Source organism: Porphyromonas canoris (assembly GCF_000765975.1).
Taxonomy (GTDB): Bacteria; Bacteroidota; Bacteroidia; order Bacteroidales; family Porphyromonadaceae; genus Porphyromonas_A; species Porphyromonas_A canoris.
On record NZ_JQZX01000009.1, the window covers coordinates 223,323 to 244,373 of the forward strand.

Annotated in this window: 18 protein-coding genes; 12 read left to right on the forward strand and 6 right to left on the reverse strand. The window is 44.6% G+C overall.

The window, feature by feature from the left end; translation table 11 throughout:
- Window positions 1-276 precede the first annotated feature (276 nt).
- On the reverse strand, window positions 277-543 hold the full coding sequence (locus HQ29_RS05765; RefSeq protein WP_036846209.1) for an HU family DNA-binding protein: 267 nt from the start codon (window positions 541-543) through the stop codon (window positions 277-279).
- Between the two features lie 330 nt (window positions 544-873).
- On the opposite strand from HQ29_RS05765, the gene HQ29_RS05770 reads away from it, so the two are divergent.
- The 8 genes from HQ29_RS05770 to HQ29_RS05805 are packed head-to-tail and all read left to right on the forward strand — an operon-like array spanning window position 874 to window position 10,908.
- Entirely contained in the window at window positions 874-3,894 is a 3,021-nt protein-coding gene (locus tag HQ29_RS05770) for a tetratricopeptide repeat protein (protein ID WP_036868199.1), read from the forward strand.
- Between the two features lie 23 nt (window positions 3,895-3,917).
- Entirely contained in the window at window positions 3,918-5,717 is a 1,800-nt protein-coding gene (locus HQ29_RS05775) for a porin family protein (protein WP_036868204.1), read from the forward strand.
- Between the two features lie 50 nt (window positions 5,718-5,767).
- Window positions 5,768-6,262 (forward strand): GAF domain-containing protein, encoded by a 495-nt coding sequence (locus HQ29_RS05780; protein ID WP_052089884.1) that lies wholly within the window; start codon window positions 5,768-5,770, stop codon window positions 6,260-6,262.
- A 39-nt stretch (window positions 6,263-6,301) separates the two neighbouring features.
- On the forward strand, window positions 6,302-6,880 hold the full coding sequence (locus HQ29_RS05785; protein ID WP_052089886.1) for an FHA domain-containing protein: 579 nt from the start codon (window positions 6,302-6,304) through the stop codon (window positions 6,878-6,880).
- A 7-nt stretch (window positions 6,881-6,887) separates the two neighbouring features.
- Window positions 6,888-7,724, forward strand: a complete 837-nt coding sequence (locus tag HQ29_RS05790) for a hypothetical protein (RefSeq protein ID WP_036868207.1) — start codon at window positions 6,888-6,890, stop codon at window positions 7,722-7,724.
- 15 nt (window positions 7,725-7,739) lie between these two features.
- Window positions 7,740-8,498: an RsmE family RNA methyltransferase gene (locus HQ29_RS05795; protein ID WP_052089888.1), complete on the forward strand. Its 759-nt coding sequence runs from the start codon at window positions 7,740-7,742 to the stop codon at window positions 8,496-8,498.
- A 9-nt stretch (window positions 8,499-8,507) separates the two neighbouring features.
- A complete protein-coding gene (locus tag HQ29_RS05800; RefSeq protein WP_052089889.1) occupies window positions 8,508-9,701 on the forward strand; it encodes a DNA recombination protein RmuC in 1,194 nt (397 codons plus the stop codon).
- Complete coding sequence (locus tag HQ29_RS05805; protein ID WP_036868209.1) at window positions 9,676-10,908, forward strand: THUMP-like domain-containing protein; 1,233 nt, start codon at window positions 9,676-9,678, stop codon at window positions 10,906-10,908. The genes HQ29_RS05800 and HQ29_RS05805 overlap by 26 nt, the downstream gene beginning before the upstream one ends.
- 605 nt (window positions 10,909-11,513) lie before the next feature.
- Here the strand turns inward: HQ29_RS05805 and HQ29_RS10455 are convergent.
- On the reverse strand, window positions 11,514-11,693 hold the full coding sequence (locus HQ29_RS10455) for a hypothetical protein (RefSeq protein WP_162531363.1): 180 nt from the start codon (window positions 11,691-11,693) through the stop codon (window positions 11,514-11,516).
- Between the two features lie 73 nt (window positions 11,694-11,766).
- On the opposite strand from HQ29_RS10455, the gene HQ29_RS05810 reads away from it, so the two are divergent.
- Both HQ29_RS05810 and HQ29_RS05815 read left to right on the forward strand, forming a co-directional pair.
- A complete protein-coding gene (locus HQ29_RS05810) occupies window positions 11,767-13,002 on the forward strand; it encodes a site-specific integrase (RefSeq protein WP_013815804.1) in 1,236 nt (411 codons plus the stop codon).
- A 17-nt stretch (window positions 13,003-13,019) separates the two neighbouring features.
- A complete protein-coding gene (locus HQ29_RS05815) occupies window positions 13,020-13,382 on the forward strand; it encodes a hypothetical protein (RefSeq protein ID WP_036850025.1) in 363 nt (120 codons plus the stop codon).
- Between the two features lie 49 nt (window positions 13,383-13,431).
- On the opposite strand, the gene HQ29_RS05820 is transcribed toward HQ29_RS05815, so the two are convergent.
- Window positions 13,432-13,734 carry a helix-turn-helix domain-containing protein gene (locus tag HQ29_RS05820; RefSeq protein WP_025837558.1) on the reverse strand — a complete coding sequence of 101 codons (303 nt, stop codon included), beginning with the start codon at window positions 13,732-13,734 and terminating at the stop codon, window positions 13,432-13,434.
- 36 nt (window positions 13,735-13,770) lie between these two features.
- Complete coding sequence (locus tag HQ29_RS05825; protein WP_004584305.1) at window positions 13,771-14,049, reverse strand: helix-turn-helix domain-containing protein; 279 nt, start codon at window positions 14,047-14,049, stop codon at window positions 13,771-13,773.
- A gap of 221 nt (window positions 14,050-14,270) precedes the next feature.
- On the opposite strand from HQ29_RS05825, the gene HQ29_RS05830 reads away from it, so the two are divergent.
- Entirely contained in the window at window positions 14,271-14,624 is a 354-nt protein-coding gene (locus tag HQ29_RS05830) for a helix-turn-helix domain-containing protein (RefSeq protein ID WP_004584306.1), read from the forward strand.
- Entirely contained in the window at window positions 14,608-14,925 is a 318-nt protein-coding gene (locus tag HQ29_RS05835) for a helix-turn-helix domain-containing protein (RefSeq protein WP_013815805.1), read from the forward strand. The genes HQ29_RS05830 and HQ29_RS05835 overlap by 17 nt, the downstream gene beginning before the upstream one ends.
- A gap of 104 nt (window positions 14,926-15,029) precedes the next feature.
- Here HQ29_RS05835 and HQ29_RS05840 read toward each other — a convergent pair whose 3' ends face one another.
- Both HQ29_RS05840 and HQ29_RS05845 read right to left on the reverse strand, forming a co-directional pair.
- On the reverse strand, window positions 15,030-20,522 hold the full coding sequence (locus tag HQ29_RS05840) for a helicase-related protein (protein WP_036868215.1): 5,493 nt from the start codon (window positions 20,520-20,522) through the stop codon (window positions 15,030-15,032).
- Entirely contained in the window at window positions 20,509-20,940 is a 432-nt protein-coding gene (locus HQ29_RS05845; protein WP_013815807.1) for a DUF1896 family protein, read from the reverse strand. Before HQ29_RS05845 ends, HQ29_RS05840 begins: the two co-directional genes overlap by 14 nt.
- Between the last annotated feature and the right edge of the window lie 111 nt (window positions 20,941-21,051).

Sequence of the window (21,051 nt, forward strand, 5' to 3'; positions counted from 1 at the left end):
GCTTTTCAAGTTTTAACCGATTTAGACACAAAAAGGAATCTGTTTGGAGAAGATTTTATAGGCGTTTACAGGAGAAGTTAAGGCTACAATCTCAAACTGATATTATGTATTCGGACAGGATATTATACAAAAAGGAGTTGTCAGAAATCCTTTTTCTCCATGCCGTTAAAATAAAAAATAACACCTCTATTTGTAAATAGAAGTGTTACCATTAGCTTAACAGCTCAACAGCTGTGGATATCCTAATTCTGACGTTTGGGAGTGAAAAACAAGCTGTTACTTAAGTTCAAGTTCACTACCCGGTTTGAAACGTACAGTAGACTTTGCAGGAATTGTGATGCGTTCTTTTGTACGTGGGTTAGTGCCGGTGCGTTTTTCTCTTTTAGTTACAGAGAATGTTCCGAAACCAATGATCGCAACTTTGTTTCCAGCTTTCATTTCATTTTTCACCACTGTTTGGAAAGCATCAAGAGCTTTTTTTGAATCAGTCTTGGTTAGACCGGCTTTTTCAGCAATAGCCGCAATGAGTTCAGTTTTATTCATCTCGAAAAATTATTTGGTGTATGACATAATATAATATATCCGGAATCGATTATATCCCAAAAGTACTCTAAATGTTTTAATTAACAAAATATTAGACTGTTTTTTTTCATTCTTCTGCTCCAATTGTTGAGAAAGTAACTCTAAAGAAGGGGAAATAAGATTTCGATGAAACGTATAAATTTTTATAAAAAAGAAAGAAGAACTTGAATTTAGGGCTTTTTCTTCCGTTTCTTATTTTGTATCACAAGCACCTCTTCGGCTGGGTTAGCGACTTTTTTAGTACCTTTGGATTGTTCAAAAACTTGTTAGTATTCTTAGTACCAATCAAACATGAAGAAACGTTTTATCGGACTGACGCTGTTATTGTTGGGTGGTGGAACAAGCGTTGTTGCTCAACATCGCCCCATAGATATGCCGCACTTCGTTTCCAAGATGGGGGACTCTTGGGACGCCTACCATAGACACAATACGCTCTATGCCTCCTATAAAGTGCAGAAACCTTTCTCTTGGATAGACGCCTATATGCCTATGCTGGAGCAGGAAAAAGAGTTGATTTTAGCTCTTTCTTCTGCCAAGAGCGGTGCTCCTTCGGCAGAACAGATGTTGCTTTACTTCATAGAGAAACATCCCCAATCGGCATCTACGCTCTATGCTAAAGCCGCTTTGGGAGAGTACTATTTCTCTCAAGAGAATTACAGAAGTGCTGCCTATTGGTTGGATCTTCTCGATAGAGACTTCCTGCCGGAAGATCTTTCGGAAAGGATGTCCTACTATTTGGCATACTCGTTAATGAAAGATCGAAGAGAAGATTTGGCTTTGAACATATTTGCTCCTCTCGTTTACAGTAAGAAATATTCCAAAGAGTCTTCTTTTTATGCCGGATATATAGCATTTCAAAAAAGAGACTATCCTGCGGCTTTCAAGTACTTCAGACCGATAGAGAATGACTCTTTTTATGGGCTTTACGTCGGAGCTTATGAGGGTGAAATGCTTTTGGAGCAGGGTAAGTATAGCGATGCTCTTCCTTTGGCAGAGCGTACCATGAAGAAAACAGGAGATAGAGAGGCTGTGGCTTCTGCTTACAGAGTGGCCGGATTATCGGCTGCTCAGCTCTCTTTGAGCCGTAAGGCTCTGGAGTATCTCTCTTCTTATGTTGCCATGACAGATGCTCCGGGACGTTTGGAGCTTTTGACCCTTGGGCAGGAGCAGTACAGGCTGGAGCTGTATTCGGAGGCAATGCAGCACTTTAGCAAGGTGGCAGACGGAACGAATGACTATATGTCTCAGTTGGCACTCTACTATAAGGGATTGTCTGCACTCTCTTCGGGAAAGCTTCAAGATGCTTATAATGCGTTTGTGAACTCTTCTCAAATAGAGGTTTATCTGCCTTTGGTTCAAGCGGCAGAGTATAATGCCGGCATGATTCTGTACAATGAACATCCGGGAGAGATAGGTGTCGGAACTGAGGCGTTAGGAAAGTTCGTCAGCAAGCACCCCCTCTCTGAGTACAGGGATAAGGCTGTTTCTTATCTTGTGGATGCTTATGGTAGAACATCCGATCATGTTGGAGCCATAAAGGAGATAGACAAGATCACTCCTCTACCTAAGGAGTTGGTAAAACTTAGGCAAAAGATCACTTTGAATAAGGCGAACACACTGCTTGGTACAGGTAATGTGGTAGCCGCAAAAAAGGAGTACGACGATATTATAACCTCTAATGGTGATGCCGAGAGCGTCGCAGAGGCTTATTTGTGGAAAGGAGAGTTGCTTCACAGAGAGGGTAACTACAACGATGCCATCAGAAGCATTCAGACCTATATACAGATGGTGCCGAAAGGGCAGGCTGTTAATCCGATAGCGTATTACAATCTGGGTTACTCTTTCTTCAACCTGGAGCGTTGGGGAGAAGCACAAGAGGCTTTTAGAAATTATCTCTCTCTTACCGGCACAACACCCGAAGCAGATCATACAAATGCTTACAACAGGCTTGGAGACATAGCGGTGATGCAAAGAGAATATGATGCTGCTTTCTCTGCATACACAACTGCAATGACAAGAGGTGGTAAGGATGCAGACTATGCTGTACTGAAGCGTGCTCATATCATGGGGCTGCGAAAGAACTATCAAGGGAAAGCTTCGGAGTTGGAGTCTTTGGTTGTCAAATATCCTAACTCTCCCTACATTCAAGAAGCTCTTTATGAGAAGGGGCGGGCATTGACGTTCATTGAAAATAATACGGGCGCAAGAACAGAGTTCTCCAAAGTTTTCAATGGTTATCCCGATAGTGATTTTGCTCCTAAAGCAGGTGTACAACTCGCTCTCTCTTTCTTTAATGACAACGATCTGAATAGAGCCGCGGATATATATGCAGAGGTCATAAGGCGTTACCCTAACAGTGGAGAAGCCAAATCTGCTCTTCAAGACCTCAAGAGTATATCCGTACGTTTGGACAGAGTAGATGAGTATTCGAGACTTGCACAACTGGTGGATCAATCCACAGGAAGTAAAAACTCCGATGAAACAGAGTCTTTAACATTCTTGGCGGCAGAACGTCTTATTTCTCAAGGTAAACAGAAAGAGGCTTTGGAGGCAATGAGACGCTATGTGGAGAGATATCCCAACGGATCTTTTAGAGATCAGGCGGAGTATCACCAAGCTTATATCCTTTATAAAGAGAGAAGATATAGTGAAGCACTTCCTATCCTGATCGCTTTGGAGAGGAGAAATAATACGGCTATTCAAGGAGATGTTTTGAAGATGTTGGCTCAGACCTATGAGCAGTCCGGAAATTATGATGCTTCAATTTCTACTTATGTACAGCTTGCAAGAAGATCTGCACAAAATAAACAAGGGGTAGAGTCTGCTCTTTTTGCTGCCTTGGCTGTGGCAGAAAAGGGAGGGGAGGTTGATATGCTACGCTCATTGGCCAAGGAGATAGAGTCGGGCAGGTTCAAAGCTTATGCTGCTTCTGCTCCGATACTGAATTATGTTGCCAAGAAAATCCTTGAAAATGGAGAGTATCAAGAGGTCTTGAACCTTACTTCTGCAGCTATGAAGCTGGACGCAAGTAAGCAAACTCTCTCTGTCAGCCAAGTATTAGAGGCTGAAGCTCAATATGGTTTAGGACGGATAGCTGTGGCTAAAAAGAGTGCCGAGGCTTATCTGGAAAAAGGGTATAATGACTCCTATTGGATTTCAAGAGCATTTATCTTGCTTTCGGATATAGCCGTTAAGCAAGGGGATAAGAATTTGGCTCTGGAGTATCTGAAAGGTGTAAAGAGCAACTATAAGCCTACCGGGAAAGATGATATTCTTTCTAAGGTAGAGTCCAGACTAAGTTCTCTTAAGTGATAAACAAGTTCAAGAGTAGTGAAATGAAAAGATATAATAAAGGTATTCTATTTGCAATATTTGGTATTGGAGTAGTTATGTATCCTTCTGTACTGGATGCTCAGACCGTAAAACAGGACTCACTGAAACGAGAGGTTGTACTTGAGAAAGAGTATGTTCCTGTTGGTAGTGTTGTTAAAAAAGAGTTCTTCAATCCTTTACCTCTAAAGCCGACAAAAGCAGCTCTTCCGGTCTCTTTTATTAAAGATGCTTTTAGTGCTGCAACCAAGTATCAGCGTCAGGAGTTGGCTCCTTTGAGAAACCTGCATCAACCGGATCAATTTCCTCAAAAAGGGTATCTCAGGCTTGCGGGAGGGTATCCTTTGGAGTATAGTGCCAGTGTCGGGGTTGCACAGAAAACCGGAGAAAATAAAATATCTTCTCTTCATTTGAGACATGAAGGGGTCGGATATGGAGCACATCATCCTGAATTTGACAGCAGGACAGATAGAAGAGATCACTCTACGGATCTTCTTGCTCGTATGCGGATGCCGGCATTGGGAACATTTGCGGATATTTCTGCTCGATTTCTATATCAAAAGAGCTCTCTTTATGGTCTGACGGGACTAAAAAAAGAGGACGGAACAGCAATAGATCCGACTAAAACTCTGACACCGCCTTCTCATAATGTTTGGGGTGGTGCATTGACATTGGAGCTACAACCTAAACAGATGCTTTATGAAGATGGGTGGGCGATTTCCGGAAATGCCATTGCCTCTTTTCTTGACAAAGCAGATATTCATCGTTTGGCCGGTGGAGATAAGAGTATTCGAGCAGCGGAGTTGAATGTTTCCGCTCAAGCCATGCTCTCTTATCACTTTCGCGAGCTTTGGAGTGCCGGAGTAAAGGGATTTGTACAGCATTATCATACCGGTGGACCTACCATACAATCTTTTAGACTAAACAGACTGCTCTTTTCTGCTTCTCCATTTATTGGTATTAACAGCGAACAATATGGGGTAAATGTTGGAGTAAGGGTCTATAATCGTGAAAGTGGAATTTCCAATTTGGCAATAGCTCCGGATGTTGATCTAAGATACTCTTTTGGAGATCAACGTAAGTTGGCTCTTCGACTGAAAGCTGATGGTGGAGCACTTTTGCCTACGCTGTATGAGCAATTGGAGCAGAATCCCTATCTGAATATTACAAGTGGAATGACTAATGCACTGAACTCCACAGCATATAGAGTGCTTTTAGGTGCGACTTATGGATCTCTAAATGGATTTCATATAGATGTTGAGGGAGGATTTGCAGATCATTATGCAATGACAGAATATGGCACTTTCTCTTATGGATATAAAGATGATGGCTATATTGTAGATATGCAAATGGTGGAAGCCAACAGGAGAAATCGGATAAAAAATATATTCCTTAATGGTTCCGTAAGCTATTATTCTCCTTATGGATTTATGCTCAAGGCTTTTGGTAGCTTTAATCGTTATATGCTGCCGGATGAGAAAGAGCATTCTATTTTGGGGCTTCCTGCATTTACTCATGGAGCTATTTTTAGTTACAATGTCAAGGACAAGTGGTTGTTCAGAGCACTTTACTCTTCCGATATGGGGGTTACCTTCTTTTCTCCGAAGCAATCCTCTGCTGCGACTCAAGAAGAAGTCAGTCTTCCAATGTCGTTTAATATAGATCTTGGAATAACTCATACATTCAACCATAAGTACAGTCTGGGTTTGGAGGTAAACAATCTTCTTAATACTTCTACTGCAAGATGGATTGGAGCTCCTCAGAAAGGTCTGACTGCTTTGATGTCTTTTAATATGAATTTCTGATATATAATAGAGATATTTAGCTATTGATTAAAAACGAATAGAACTTATTTATGCACACTATACCGGACGTTAAACCAACGAAAGAAAATAAGGCGGAAGTCTATGAAACTCTTTATGAGTATGCAAAAGGACTTTTAGACTCTTCTCTTCCTTTAGTAACGAATATGTCCAATTTTGTTGCTCTTCTTCACCATACATTTGAGTATCACTGGACAGGTTTTTACATGATAAATAAAGAGGGAACGGAGCTTGTCCTTTATCCTTTTCAAGGACCGGTAGCCTGCACTAAAATAGGCAAAGGAAAAGGTGTTTGCGGAACAGCATGGGAACGTGCCACTACCATTGTGGTGCCAAATGTTGATGAGTTCCCTGGTCATATCGCTTGCAGTTCTCTTTCAAAAAGTGAAATTGTAGTTCCTCTGTTTAATAACAAGGGTGACGTTGCCGGGGTATTGGATATAGATAGTGCAGAGCTGGATACTTTTGATGATGATGATCGAAAAGGATTGGAAAGATTACTTTCTCTATTTTCGGACATAGTTTAGAGAGATAAGATTGAATAAATCAGTATTCCGTGTAATGATATGATAGAGGTTCATTGTCCGTTTTGCGAACGCATCCATACTAAAGAGCAATACAAAGAAGAACGAGAGGGAAGTGGCATGAGTATTACTTGTAATGCTTGCTACAAAACGTTTTATGTGTATCGTTCTAAGTTGGATCTTCCAACAGATAGAGTTAAACGTGCAGCGTCTATCGTACTTTCTGAAGAGTTGGATACCACAATGCCACACTTTACCATAGTGGAGAATATTTTTGCTTACGAACAAAAATATGCTTTACCCGAAAAGGGAGAGATAGTGGTGGGAAGAAAGAATAAAGATTCAAATGCAGATCTCCAAATTTATACTTCAGATCCAAGCATGGATCGTCTTCACTTCGTATTAGGAAAGACGGGTAGAGGAGAAAAAGCCTACTATTATGTCAGAGATAACGAAAGCAGGACAGGGACATTTGTCAATAATGCCCTTCTACAAAAGGGGGAGAAGTATAGGCTTAAAGATGGCGATGTCCTGAGTGTAGGAGCTTCTTCCATTATTATATCTTTGGGCGAGAATGAAGATGAAGAGGAATGGGATCTTTCAGATTTTGATATAGAGTAGAAATAGAATGATAGAGGGAGAAGAACAAAGACCTCAAGTGGAGGACAGATATTCCAGAGTAGAGATGTTTGCTTTGGGAGAGGGGAATGGTAAAGACCCAAACTCTCCCAATGTTTTGATTCTTAGGGAGGTCAAAGGAACAGCCGGCTTCCCAATACTTATTCCTTCGTTGGTTCATCCTCTGGTTAAGATGCGTCTTCGTATCGGATCTATTTTACCTAAAGAAGAGTCCGTGACGTTATTGGATGCTCTTCTTCTCCACACCAACTATCGTGTAGAAGAGATACGCATAGTAGAGGAACTTTTAGTACGAAACAGCTGTTGGATAAAAATACAAGGAGATAATTCTGAGGGAAATACTCATACATCTTATTTTGAGGCTCCTCTGTTGGATTCGGTTCTTGTCGGGATTAGAAAACGAACTTCTATATACGTACACAAAGATTTACTGGACAAGTTTAGGGATAAGCTTGTTTTCAATTCAGATCACATTATTATAAGATTGAATTTGGAAGACAGCAAGCAAAAGTCTTCTTTGATAGCTCTTGGAGAGAATAGTGGGAAAGGGAATACTATTAGACGTGTCTTCAATGAGACTTACGCTGTCTTAGGAAAGGAAATCTCTGATGAACAGCTTGAGAGACTGCATATTTTAGAAGTCTTTCAAGAGAAGATAGAAAGTACTATTCCGGATCAGATCCCTTTGATAGACTTGTTGGTTGAGGCTGATATGAAAGATCTAAAAGAGGTCTTGGGTACTATGGTGAAGGAAGAAAAGTATGAATGGGCATCCATCCTTCATGATGTTATTAAACAGAAAGGATGTTCTGATGATATTTCTTAGTAAAGCTAAACTGAGATGAAAAAGGGAACAAGAGCTACGAAGATGATTTTTAATGAGTTGCCTTCTTTTTATTGTCCTGACGTAGAACTCTCTCCGGTGCTCTCTTTGGAAGAGTCCGCTCATGCCGTAAAGGTGCTTCGATTGCAATCCGGAGACCGGTGCAATGTTTTGGACGGTAAAGGCAAAATGTATGCTTGCACTCTTGCAGAGACAGATCCGAAGGCAGCAATAGTTTCGGTAGATTCTGTTATTCAGGAAATCGAAAAAGGAGAGATTTCTAAGTGTATAGTTTGTATGGCTCCCACTAAAAACAGAGATCGTACGGAGTGGTTCATCGAGAAAGCTGTCGAACTGGGCGTTTCGGATATTATTCTTTTGCATTGTGATCGTTCCGAAAGAGAAAAAGTAAGCGTAGAGCGTCTTGAGAAGATAATGGTATCGGCAATGAAGCAGAGCAGGCATCTTTTCCTGCCTTCATTGAGCGTTGGTCTTTCCGTTGAAGATGTGTGCTTGAAATGGAAGGATATAGAGCAAAAATTCATAGCTTATTGCGCTGAAACTTATCCTAAGAGAGACCTTGCTTCAACCATGACAGCCGGTAGTGATAGTATAATAATGATAGGTCCGGAAGGAGATTTTACGGATACTGAGGTTAAGAAAGCAGTGGATAATGGTTATATCCCTGTTTCTTTGGGTACATATCGCTTACGAACAGAGACAGCGGCTCTCTATGCTCTTGCGTCTTTCAGATGTATCAATGATAGAAAACAATAATTCCACCTTATGGATATCTTTATTTTTCTTACTATTCTCTTCGCCATTGCGGTTGTTGTTTTGCTTTACTTTTTATCTGCCTTAAAGACGGAAAACAGATTTTTGAAGCAGACTTGTGAGCAGGAGAAGCAGCGACAATCAGATTTGAAACAGGAAGTAGAAAAAGGTTTTGCTTCCGTAGCTCGTGAGATATTGGATGAGAAGGCAGAATCACTGGAAAAAGGAAACAGAATTACCATACAGGAGATTCTTTCTCCTCTGAGTAAAGATATTCAGCAGTTCAGACAGCAAGTGGAGAATGTCTATATCAACGAAGCAAAAGAGAGACATCTGCTTAAAGGTGTTATAGAGAATCTCATGGAGCAGAATAAAAGCATCTCAAAGGAGGCCAATAATCTGACTCAAGCACTTCGAGGTAAAAATAAAGTACAGGGAGACTGGGGAGAAATGATCTTGGAGCGCGTCTTGGAAGACTCCGGTCTTATTCGCGGAAGAGAATATGATCTGCAACACACGATAGTGGAAGGCTCCGGCGTAGTAAGAAATGAAGAGACAGCAAGAGCCATGCGCCCTGATGCCATCGTTCATTATCCTCAGGAGCGCGATGTCATAATAGACTCTAAAGTATCGTTGTCTGCCTATTATGACTTCTTCTCTGCGGAGTCGGAAGATGAAAGAAAAGATGCAATGAAGCGTCATCTGACATCTGTGAAGAGCCATATCAGGGAGTTGAGTGTTAAAGATTACTCGCGTTATCACTCGACATCGTTGGAGTTTGTCGTTTTGTTCTTCCCGAACGAAGGTGCATTCAATCTTGCATTGCAGTTGGACCCGAACCTTTGGATGGATGCTTACAATAAAAAGGTTGTCCTCATGGGGCCTCTCAACCTCATCGCGATGCTTCGCTCTTTACTGGATTTATGGAAGAAAGAGTATCAGATCCATAACATACAAGACATTGTTTCGGAGGCAAACAAGCTTTATGATAAGTTTGTTTCGTATGCAGAGAAGTTCAGTCGGGTAGGCTCGCAGATAGAATCCTTGCAGAAGACTTATGACGAAGCATATAATCAGCTCACCGCCGGGCGGGGAAATATTGTGAGCCGATTAGAGAAAATGCGTGCGCTTGGGCTTTCTCCGAGTAAATCTCTTCCATCCAATATGCAAAATCTTGACAATGGAAGTGCCGGCGAAGATTCTTAATCTGATCGAACAATACAAGTCCGAGAATGCTTATGAGCTGAGCATGCGTCTGAAGGACTTTACTCCTGAAGAGCGGATGCAGATCTCAACAGGAGTCCTTTCCAAGCAGAAGATCCGACACAAGCTCCCTCTCTGGTACGAGAACCGGGACGTTTATATCCCCGATCCGACCATTGCCGAGCAAGCCTCATCCCATATCACCGCGACAGAGAAGTGCAGATGGATATCTTCCTACGACATTATCATTGATCTGACCGGAGGCTTAGGAGCCGACACCATCGCCTTTTCTGCCAAAGCGAAACAGCTTATCTACGTGGAGCCTTCTTCCGAGAGGGCGGATGCTTTCAGGCGCAATGCCGAAGTTTTGAGACAGAAGGTGGAGGTGTACAATGCAACGGCGGAAGATTTCATTCGCAACACTTTTCCGAGCATAGACATAGAGCAGAAGAAGATACTCCTTTACGCGGATCCCGACAGACGCCCCGATGGCAGCGGTAGGAGAGAGCAGGATCCGCGCAACTGTGTGCCGGACATCATCGAAACAGAATCTCATCTTCGCTCCCACCATCCTTCTGCGGACTTGTTGGTAAAACTCTCGCCGATAGCAGACATATCACTGCTGAACCGGCTGTTCTCTTCCGCGCCCTCCGTCATTCATGCTTTGGCTTTGGATGGGGAGCTTAAAGAGGTCTGTCTGCTTTTCGACAGAGCCGCCTCCGAAGATTCGTTCCTCACCGCCACTCACATTTCCCACGGCATTTCGGAGAGCACCACTAAGCCCAACAAGAGATACCCCGACCTTCCGATCTTGCAAGACTTGGACTCGTTCCGATACCTCTACATCCCGAATCCTGCCCTTAGTAAGATCGGGCTGGGCGGTACTCCATGGGCGGATCGGCTGTTCAAGATCGCACCCTCCACCCATCTCTACTTCTCCAAAGAGCCGATGCCGTTTCCCGGAAGAGTGTACGAGATTCTCTGCGAGCACTCTTGGAACAAACGAACGATAGCCTCTTTTTCCGGAAAATCTTATGGATTGATCGCCAAAAATTTCGATCTGAAAGCCGAAGAGCTGCGCAAGAAGCTCAAGATCCGGGAGGGCGATCACAGTTATCTCTTTGCATTCAGAGACTCCGACTCCAAGCGCCGCCTCTTGGAAGCTCAAAAGATTGTCATCAAAGAAGGCTCCAACAAAGAGAGCCGATAAATCACCTCTCTCCTCTTTCATAATTACCGTTTCACGGATTAGTAATTACCATTTTTAGAAAGGAAACTAACCTCATTCTGGAAAGCACTAAAGGTTTTGGAGAAAAGCACTAAAGGTTTTAGAGAAAAGCACTAAAGGTTTTGTGGAAAAGCACTAAAGGTTTTGTGGAAAAGCACTAAAGGTTTCGGGGAAAAGCACTAAAGGTTTCTGGAAAAAGCACTAAAGGTTTCGGGGAAAAGCACTAAAGGTTTCGGGGAAAAGCACTAAAGGTTTCGGGGAAAAGCACTAAAGGTTTCGGGGAAAAGCACTAAAGGTTNGGGGAAAAGCACTAAAGGTTTCGGGGAAAAGCACTAAAGGTTTCGGGGAAAAGCACTAAAGGTTTCGGGGAAAAGCACTAAAGGTTTTGGAGGAAAGCACTAAAGGTTTTGGAGAAAAGCACTAAAGGTTTCAGGGAAAAGCACTAAAGGTTTCGGGGAAAAGTACCTAATCTTTTATGAAAAAATCTATCCTCAAGGTTCAAGAAAAGGCGAAATGGCGCAAATGAATTGTGAGTCAGTCAGTTTTGGATTTTAAGCCATTTGGCGGAGAACTTCGAAAAGACGGATTTATGCCACCTCCGGACAGAGCAGCGTTACCAAAACATTACCACCTCCTTTGCAAGTGAGGGTTGGGAAAAGCGGTAACGAACAGCGCAATATCCGACCTGAACTTCGGGGATTACCTCCTGCAAAGGTACTTCGATGAAAGGAAACAGGCAAATAAATTGCGGACTGCTTCTTTACCATTGAACGACAATGTTTTGCGTAGCAACAAATAACCTGACAATAAATAGTTTTGTAAACCATAAAAGTCAGAGTTATGCGTAGTACGTTTAAGGTTCTGTTCTACCTCAAAAAGAACGCTCCCAAGAAGAATGGTTCCGTTCCCGTGATGTGTCGTATCACCATTGACGGCACCATTGCCCAGTTCAGTTGCAAATGCGACATCCATCCCGATTTGTGGGACATCAAGAGCAATCGCGCTTCTGGAAAAAGTACCGTTGCGTTGGAAACCAACCGTTTCTTGGACAAGATACGTGTCGGTATCAATGCCAAATACAAGGAGATAGCCGAGCGGGATAACTATGTCACTGCCGAGAAAGTAAAGAACGCTTTCTTGGGTTTGGAAATGCGGCATGAAACCTTGCTGAAAGTCTTCGCGCAGCACAATGAGGACTTCGCCAAACTGCTCAATGCCGGTTTGCGAAGCAAATCTACCTACGAAAAATACTGTACGGTCTACAAGCATTTGGAGGAGTTCATCAAGATGCGTTACCATGTCAGCGATATTGCTTTGAAAGAACTCACTCCGCCTTTCATTACGGACTTTGACATCTTCCTGCGCACCGAAAAGCAATGCTGTAACAATACGGTATGGATTTACATGATGCCCCTGCGCCGTATGATTGCCATTGCCCAGAACCACGGATGGATAGTCCGTGACCCTTTTGTCGATTACAGCATATCTGCCGAGAGTACCGATAGAGATTATCTGACGAAAGAAGAGATTCGCAGGCTGTTGGATTTGAGATTCCGCCGCAAGTCGATGGAGCTGGTTCGGGATTTATACATCTTTTGTTGCTTTACAGGTTTGTCCTTTACCGATATGAAGAACCTGACCAAGGATAATCTTCAAACCTCCTTTGACGGGAAACTCTGGATTATGACCAAGCGACAAAAGACAGGGGTGGAGTCCAACATCATGCTCTTAGATATTCCTAAGCAGATTATCGAGAAATACGATGGTATGGCGAATGATAATTTGCTTCTGCCCGTTCCGACGTATATAACCGCTTGCAAGAACATCAAGAAAATCATCGGACTCTGCGGTATCGAAAAAGAGATTACGTGGCATACCAGTCGCCATACCATGGCAACGGAAATCTGCCTGACCAACGGCGTTCCTATCGAAACCCTTTCCAAGATGCTCGGACACACGAATATCCGCACCACGCAGATTTACGCTAAAATCACCCACGAAAAGGAGAGTCGGGACATGGCGGCACTCTCCGATAAACTGAGTAAGGTAGAACAGTTCAATGAGATCACGATATAATACGAGGAGGACAAACGATGAAAAGAGAAATCATAACCATTGGAGAAAGCGGAAAGGTACATATTCCGACAAGCCCTGTTTGGATGTCGGCTTGTGAAATAGCCGATTTGTTCGGCGTATTCTCCGGTAAGGTAAGCAACCACATCAAGTCTATCTTCAAAGAGGGCTTACTCAGGGAAGATGAGGTGATGCGAAGGTTAATGTTTAAGGACGGTGCTGTAGAGTTATACAATCTTGAAATGATAACGATGCTATCGTTTCGATTTGCCTCTCCAGAAGCCAAGAGCTTCCGTAAATGGATAATCGGAAGAGTGACCGAAAAGAAGAGAACAAGTTCTCCACTACTTGTGTGTTATGGCAAAGGTGGATGGTACAACTGAATATGAGAACAGGCAGTAAGAAAAATGCTTCTTGCTGCCTGTTTTTCTGTCAAGGCTTCTCAAACCGAGGGCGATAATTCTCTTGCAACAGCTTTTCCACATCCTCTTCTCGGTAGAGTACCTTTCCGCCTAACTTGATAAAGGAAATCCTTCCCATGTTGCGATAGTCTTGCAACGTGCGTCGATTGATATGCAATAGACGGGACAACTCATCATCCGTCAGGTAGCGATGACCGTTAAGCAGAGGTCTGTTCTTTTTCCGCAGAGCATCTATGCCTTTTATCATGCGGTCACCGGCGTTGAAAAAGTACGCAATCTCTTTGTCGTTCTTTGTCTTTACGTCATTGTTCATATTTACGTTGGATTTAGTGGTTAGATTGTTTATTGGTTATAAAGCGGAGGATCGTTCGAGCAGTTTTCCGACATCCTCCGGTTTATAGAACATCTTATACCCTATTTGCGTGTAGGGCAACATTCGGTTGCTACGATAGGTTTGCAGGGTACGCAAACTGATGTTCAGGATTTGGCAGACATCCTGATTGTCCAGCCACCTGCCCATACGCTTCTCGTCACACTCCCGACACAGGGCATCGACTTTGGCTGTCAGAATGCGGAAATGCTCCATCATGGCTTCATACGTTTTCCTCTCTATTGCTATTACTTCCATAATTCTTGTCCGTTTTAATTTTCACTTCCACACAAATGTAGTTACGAAAAGAGACTCCTGCCCCTGATTATCCATTATAGCGTACTTGTGGCTTCGATATGGATGCCTTTGTCGAAGAATATTTGAAACTGAGGCGAAAAATCTTTATTCAGTACATATTTACCATACAATTCATCCTATTGTCCCTCCCGAACTTTGTGCCATAATCAAGTCAAATAGTTATGGATGTCATTACACTAGAAAGCAGAGCCTTTCAGGAACTGATAGGTAAGATAGAAAAGATTCTTCGGTATGTGGAGCAGGAGAAAAAGGCAAAGACGGAGTATGAAAACCGCCTTATCTCCAATGATGAGTTAGCCGAGATACTCGGTATCAGTAAACGTACCCTCCAGCGTATGCGCAGTGCAGACCGAATCGGCTACAAGATAATCTATGGGCGTTGCTACTACGACCTACATGACATCGAGGAGGCGATACGCAACAGAAGTCTCTACTGTAATCCGAAGAACATGGAAGAACTACGGCATAACTTCAAACTTAAAAGTAGGAAGATAAAGGATGGAACTATTGGATAGAGAGACCTTTCTTGACTGGATGGAACGCATCATGAAGCGTTTCGATGAGTTGAAACAGACGACTCCCGACATTCCCCAACGTCCGATGATAGATGGAGAACCGTTGTTGGATAACCAAGAGGTATGTATGATGCTTCAAATCAGCAAGCGTACTCTGCAACGTTACCGTGCTTCCGGGACACTTCCTTTCCACATTATCTACCATAAAACTTGGTACTTGGAATCGGAAATTCTCTCTTTCATGAAAGCCCACTTTACCGAAAACCTAAAACGAAAAAGAACAAAGAAAAAACCTATGTGACTTTAGAGTGAGTAGATTGATTGTGCACAGTCGTTAAGCCCCCGTTTTGTCGTGATGACAAGGCGGGGGCTGCTGTTTGAGGTATTAATTAGAGAGAAATCATTTTATAGTTTAGGTCTGACAATAAACACTTTTCTTGCCAGAGACGGCGGTAGTCTGTCCATTGCGGACTGTGTAGCGGAGCTACTCTGCCCGTTGCTTTCCAACGGTCTGTCGGATTGAGCCACAGAAGTATCGACAGAGGGAGCAATGACGGACGGCTCAATCGGACATGACTGTTCCATTTCCTTCGTCTCTCCTGCTTCATCTTGCATCATCTCCATTCCCTCCTGTTGGCTTTCTCCCTCTTCAATCGGCTTTAGGGAAAGCTGTATTTTTCGGTCAAGTGCGGCAAGTTCCGTTTTGAGCTCTTTGAGCTGCTCTTCTTTCTTCCAAGAACCATTTACCACCTCCAGCAAAACAGGAATATCCTTGGCTATCTTTTCGGTGTCTGCCTGATATTTCTCAATCAAGCCGGGTATCTTCTCCAATGCATTCAGGAAATTCATACAGGCGAGTTGCGGGTCTGTCGCAATCTTGCCGTTGTTGTAACTGTACTTCATTCCGCTTTCTCCCATCACGAAGAATTTGTTCTGTGAAAGGTCAAACAGATCTTTGGAAGAGGATTCTGTCTTGACCACGAGATTAAATCCGTAGAGGCTTCCAATACTAAAGTATTCTCCCTGAGTACGAGCTTTTTCATTGATTTCTGTCAGTTTAGCTGCAATGCGTTTGGGGTCTCTACCCTCTACTCCTTTGAGGGTTATCGGGTTGAGTATGTTGCCCTCTTTATCTTTTTGCACTCGGCTTTGATATAAATCCCAATCGCTTCTGAAACGACCAATCAGTTCCCTATTGCTATCCACTGCTCGCATAACCTCCTCCAAACGACTTCGGGAGGATGATTTACTGCGGATGAAGGCCTGTCGCTCACTCTCCAAACCGGCTATTTTCTTTTCCAATTTCGCCTTTTCCAACAAGTCGGTATTTCCTGAAAGAATGGCTACATACTCGGAAAAATTCATTCCCGACTTCTCGTCCATACTGCCCTCATCGATGGTACGACTACCCATACGGTTGTTTTTCAGCTGTTCGATGAAAAGCTGCTTATTGTGCAACAGGTTGAATTTATAGCTGTCAAGTGACTTCTCCACCGCATAGATGATAACATCCACCTTATTGTCTGCATAGAGTTTGGCTACCTCGTTTCCCTTACGCACGGCTCGTCCATCCCTTTGCTCTAAATCAGAAGGACGCCATGGTGTATCCAAATGATGGATAGCGACAGCACGCTTTTGGGCGTTTACACCCGTTCCGAGCATTGAAGTAGAGCCGAACAATACTCGGATTGAACCTTCATTCATGCCTGCGATGAGCGTCTTTCTTGCCTTGTCAGTCTTGGCTTCCTGAATGAAGCGTATCTCCTGAGCGGGTATGCCGTGATCTTCCACCAACTTGCGCTTGATTTCGGAATAGGGATTCCATTCGCCCGGCTTGTAGGTGCCTAGATCACTGAATACAAATTGCGTTCCTTTCTGTTCCTCAAACTTGTGGTAATACTCCGCAATCTTGGCAGCACAGTGGGAGGCTTTGTTGTCCACATGATCTCCGTACTTGTTAGGATCAATAAGTCTCAAATCTAAGCTCATCTTTCGAGCCATGTCCGTTGCGATAAGCATCTTGGCTTTCTCCTCTCTATCGGAGAGTTTCTCTCGTCCCAATAATTCCGCATTACCTGTCTTGGCAAACTCCACCAACTTGGCTATGAACTCCTCCTGTTCGGGTGTAGGCGGTATGTTGTGCATAATCTCATTCTTTTCGGGGCGGTCTATGCCGATCTCCTTTGCCGTTCGATAATCGGTGATTTGAGCGTAGAATGCCGCCAACTCCGGCACTTTGATGAAATAGCGGAAACGCTCTTTCTGTACAATCTCATTGGTAACGGAGAACTCATAGTCCACAGACTTCTTGGCGAAGATGGCAGCCCATGCGTCAAAGGTCTTGATGTTCTGTGCTTCGAGGGCTTGGGGACGTAGGTATTTGAAAAGCAGGTACAACTCCGTAAGCGAGTTCGATATGGTCGTACCCGAAAGGAAGGTGGCTCCCAAGTCTTTCCCCGTCCGCTCTTGTATCGTGCGTATGGCAAAGAGCATATTCAAGGCACGCTGACTACCCTCACTGTTCCCAAGCCCTGCCACTCTGTCGTGGCGAGTATTGAACATCAGGTTCTTGAACGTATGCGACTCGTCTACGAAAAGATGGTCTATACCCATGGTCTTGAAATCCACTATATCGTCCTTTCGGTTCTCTATCTTGAACTTGATTTCATCCAACTTCGCCTGCAAATTCATCTGTCGCTTGACAAGCCCCTTTTCCATGGCACGAGAGATACTGCGCCCCTGCTGACGCAGGACATCCAAGTTCTCCTCTACACTGTCCAACTCATCCTGAAGGATTTTCTGCTGTATCTCGTCCGATTGCGGTATCATACCGAATTGGTCGTGTGTGAGGACAATGCAATCCCAGTTGTTATTCTTGATATCGTGGAAAATCCTTTGCCGTTTGTCGGGGGTGAAGTCGTTTTTGCCCGGATAGAGCAGTTTTGCATTCGGGTAAGCCGTTTGGAAGGTCTGTGCTATCTCCTGCACGTTAGCCTTGAGAGCGAGTATCATCGGCTTGTTTGCCAAGCCGAGCCGTTTCATCTCATAGGCTGCAGTACACATGATAAGCGTTTTCCCTGCCCCTACTTGATGGTCACAGATACCCCCTCCGTTAAGCTTCAACATCCACACGGCATCCTTCTGACTGTCGTACAGGCTTTCGATACCCAAGCCTTTCAGGTTGAGGTCGGGGAATGTCTGATGGGATCCATTATACTGAGGACGAACAAAACAATTGAAAGTATCATTATATAGTTTCTCCAATCGCTTCTTGAACTCATCGCTCTGCTCGTTCAACCAATCAGTAAAGCCGTTTCGTATCTCATCGATTTTAGCGTTTGCCATCTGTATGGCTTCGGTATCTCGTACCTTGACTTCTTTGTCTCCGACCATGATTTTCTTGGTGATGTCCGGCGTTGTATTCAGCAGGGCATGCTTCATCAGGGCAATACCATCGTAGCGACGATGCTGTCCCCGCACACAGAATCTGTCCCAGATGTTGGCATTGTGGCCCCGTGCATCCACGGAGTATTCATCCGCACTCGAATTGTAGCGTATCGTCACCTCGGTATCGAAGAGGTGCGAGGCATAATCAGAGTAAAGGTTTACGGGAATCCATCGCTCCCCGAAGTTGAAATCCAAGTCCACGAAAGGAATCGGTTCGGGGATGGCATCTTTCAGGGCCTGCAAGGAGACTTGCGCCCTTGTGTCCTCCGGATGCTCCAAGAGATATTGTTCGATACGTTCCGATGCGGCAACCACATTGCCCGATATGAACTTTTCGGCGATTTCATACTCTCCCTCCAAGGGATTGTAATAAATTTTGCCGTGCAAGTCGGAGAGCATCTCCTCTTCGGAACTTTCGGGAAGCAAAGAGAGCATATATCCGGTGTCCACCGCTCCGAATTTATTGAGTGAAGCCGAAAGTGCTTCTTGGGCATTGCTCACCTCTGTCACTTCGTGCAGACTGAACGAAACGGGCTGATGGAAAATATCGGCTTTGAGCGTTTCTTTATCTACCTTTCGTTCCAAAAAGAGAATTTCCCTGCCACCCGCATCCATCAGGATCTGCTCGTGGTTCTTGCGGTCATTCAGATGCCCGTACAGCCGCACGAAACGGTCGTACAGTTCATTGAGGTTCTGTCGCAAGGATTCATTCGCCACCTTACGTTCCGCTTCATAATCATAGAGGGCGTGGTAGGCATCCCGCAGGTCTATGTAGAGCAACATCTTCTGCCGTTCTTGGGAAGAGAGGTCTATGGGCTGGAACATTCGGTTGTCCTCCATATCACGGACAAGCATTCCGACTTGAAAGTCCGAGGCAAGCAAAGAACCTTCTCTGAGGTGTTCATGCCATAAGCCCTCATAGGGACGCAGCCGCATACCTTTCTCCTTGTCCTGCTGCCACCACAACTCTCCTGTCTCCAACAGTCCCATAGCAGTCTCTTGTTGCTTTATTTCGACAGTGGGAGAAGGGGCGGAAGCCACGGCACGTTTCATCGAGGAGTTTTTTCGTTTGGGCTTCTCCTCTTGAATGATATTGCCAAAAAGGTCGAGTAGTTGTACCTGTGGTGCAACACTGCTTCGGGGTTGCTCTGTCGGCTGTTCCTTTTTCAGTTGCACCACCTCTTGGTGTGATTGCTCTTCTTCCGAAGTGGCAGACGTAAGCGTCACTTCTCGCTGTTTTATTTCGGGAGGAACGGCAATGCTAACTTGGGGTTGCTCCTGTATGAAGATATGCTTTTGGTACAACGCCATATCCAAGCGTTTGGCTAAATCAGCCCGTAGGATTTTACCCATATCGGTGGCGATGCCTTCCGCTCCACCCTCGTGATGGAACAGAATGGCAGGCTTGCCGTAAGGGTCGGTGTCCTGCTTCCACTCAGTATGTACGATCTGTGACATACTTCGCAGATAAGTGTTGAACAGCACCCCGCTAGGGCGTTTCTCACTCTTGATGAAACGCAGTTCCTCTTCGGTCAAACTTGTCTTGCCACTCTGCTTTTGCAGGACGATAAGGTCACTGCCCACTTCTGTCCCCGCATTTTCCGAGAAGAGATTATTAGGAAGGCGAATCGCCGAGACAAGTCGGGTATGGTTCATCAGCCACTCCCTTACAGGCTCGTTCGTTGGCGCGTTCATAACGCCTTGCGAGGTGATGAATGCCAGCACGCCACCCTCACGGAGCATATCTACCCCCTTGACGAAAAAGTAATTGTGCAGGGATGTGCGGGCGACCTTTCGGGCTGGTTCGTCCGTCTTGCTGAAAACAGGGTCGAAGACAGCCATATCTCCGAAAGGAATGTTGCTGCTAACCACGTCGAAATAACCGTTGAGCTTGGATTCGATTTCCTCGAAGCCCCGGATGCGTATCTTGTCTTCGGGATGCAGTGCGGAGAGCATCTGTCCCGTGAGGATGTCTTTCTCAAAACCGAAGGTCGTATGCTCTTCGGCTGCAATGGCATCAAAAGAGCGGATGAACTCGCCCATTCCCGCCGAAGGGTCAAGGATTCGCTTGGGGACGATACCTGCCTCCTGTAAGGCAACGGCAATCTCCCGTACTATGGGCGCAGGAGTATAGAAAGCGGTCATCACGGAGTTTTTCAGGCTCTGCATATAACTCTTGTATTGCGATTCGGAAGCGGTGTTGTCTCTAATGATGCTGTGCAACTCCATCACCAAGGGGAAAAGCTCCAGCTCCGACTTGTTCCATCGGGCGATGTCCTCCATCGTGTTGGCAGGAGAGAGGATACACTTCAAAGCCCCGAAGCCCGTATAGGCTTCCAATATCGTACGCTCTTCGGGTGTCGCCGTGCGCTGTTCCCGATGCAGGGCAAAGACCGTCTTGATGGCTTCTATGTTTGCCCTTAGATGCTCCTTCTTATTATAGCTTGCCATCTTCTTCGAGTTTTAGTTGAACAAAACCCGTAATCTCCGTATAGAGGGAGTTGTATTCGGGCATATAGGCGAACTCGTCCGAAATCGGATACTTGGCGAAGATGCTTTCTAAGAGCGGGCGCAGGCGGATAGCTGTCTCCCTGACCGCTTCAAGCGGCACTTCAGCAGAGAACTCGTTCCAAAGAACAGAGGAGATGGTATCGTGGTGGGAAAAGTGCAAACCCGCATAGAGCGTCTTGTTGGCGATACCGATACATTCGGTTATGGGAAGTCCGGCATCGAAGGCTTCGGCATAGGCTTCGGAAGCAGCTGCCGCACGCTCTTTGATAAAAGAAATATCACCGGCTTTTTCGGGATGACTTTCCCGAAGAAAGGAGAGCAGAGATAGCTCGTAATAGGAAAATCGAATGGCTGTCATATCTGTGATTTTAATGGGTATATAATGCAAAGGCACTCGACGTCCCCGCCGAGTGCCACCACTAAAATCCGCAGTAAAAACAACAGGATTGTTTATGACCGCATCATTCAG

Coding starts and splice junctions, on each gene's coding strand:
- HQ29_RS05765 (WP_036846209.1), bottom strand. CDS start 543: ATGAATAAAACTGAACTCATTGCGGCTATTGCTGAAAAAGCCGGTCTA.
- HQ29_RS05810 (WP_013815804.1), top strand. CDS start 11,767: ATGCGTAGTACGTTTAAGGTTCTGTTCTACCTCAAAAAGAACGCTCCC.
- HQ29_RS05800 (WP_052089889.1), top strand. CDS start 8,508: ATGGATATCTTTATTTTTCTTACTATTCTCTTCGCCATTGCGGTTGTT.
- HQ29_RS05805 (WP_036868209.1), top strand. CDS start 9,676: ATGGAAGTGCCGGCGAAGATTCTTAATCTGATCGAACAATACAAGTCC.
- HQ29_RS05835 (WP_013815805.1), top strand. CDS start 14,608: ATGGAACTATTGGATAGAGAGACCTTTCTTGACTGGATGGAACGCATC.
- HQ29_RS05825 (WP_004584305.1), bottom strand. CDS start 14,049: ATGGAAGTAATAGCAATAGAGAGGAAAACGTATGAAGCCATGATGGAG.
- HQ29_RS05775 (WP_036868204.1), top strand. CDS start 3,918: ATGAAAAGATATAATAAAGGTATTCTATTTGCAATATTTGGTATTGGA.
- HQ29_RS10455 (WP_162531363.1), bottom strand. CDS start 11,693: ATGGTAAAGAAGCAGTCCGCAATTTATTTGCCTGTTTCCTTTCATCGA.
- HQ29_RS05790 (WP_036868207.1), top strand. CDS start 6,888: ATGATAGAGGGAGAAGAACAAAGACCTCAAGTGGAGGACAGATATTCC.
- HQ29_RS05815 (WP_036850025.1), top strand. CDS start 13,020: ATGAAAAGAGAAATCATAACCATTGGAGAAAGCGGAAAGGTACATATT.
- HQ29_RS05795 (WP_052089888.1), top strand. CDS start 7,740: ATGAAAAAGGGAACAAGAGCTACGAAGATGATTTTTAATGAGTTGCCT.
- HQ29_RS05845 (WP_013815807.1), bottom strand. CDS start 20,940: ATGACAGCCATTCGATTTTCCTATTACGAGCTATCTCTGCTCTCCTTT.
- HQ29_RS05770 (WP_036868199.1), top strand. CDS start 874: ATGAAGAAACGTTTTATCGGACTGACGCTGTTATTGTTGGGTGGTGGA.
- HQ29_RS05820 (WP_025837558.1), bottom strand. CDS start 13,734: ATGAACAATGACGTAAAGACAAAGAACGACAAAGAGATTGCGTACTTT.
- HQ29_RS05830 (WP_004584306.1), top strand. CDS start 14,271: ATGGATGTCATTACACTAGAAAGCAGAGCCTTTCAGGAACTGATAGGT.
- HQ29_RS05785 (WP_052089886.1), top strand. CDS start 6,302: ATGATAGAGGTTCATTGTCCGTTTTGCGAACGCATCCATACTAAAGAG.
- HQ29_RS05840 (WP_036868215.1), bottom strand. CDS start 20,522: ATGGCAAGCTATAATAAGAAGGAGCATCTAAGGGCAAACATAGAAGCC.
- HQ29_RS05780 (WP_052089884.1), top strand. CDS start 5,768: ATGCACACTATACCGGACGTTAAACCAACGAAAGAAAATAAGGCGGAA.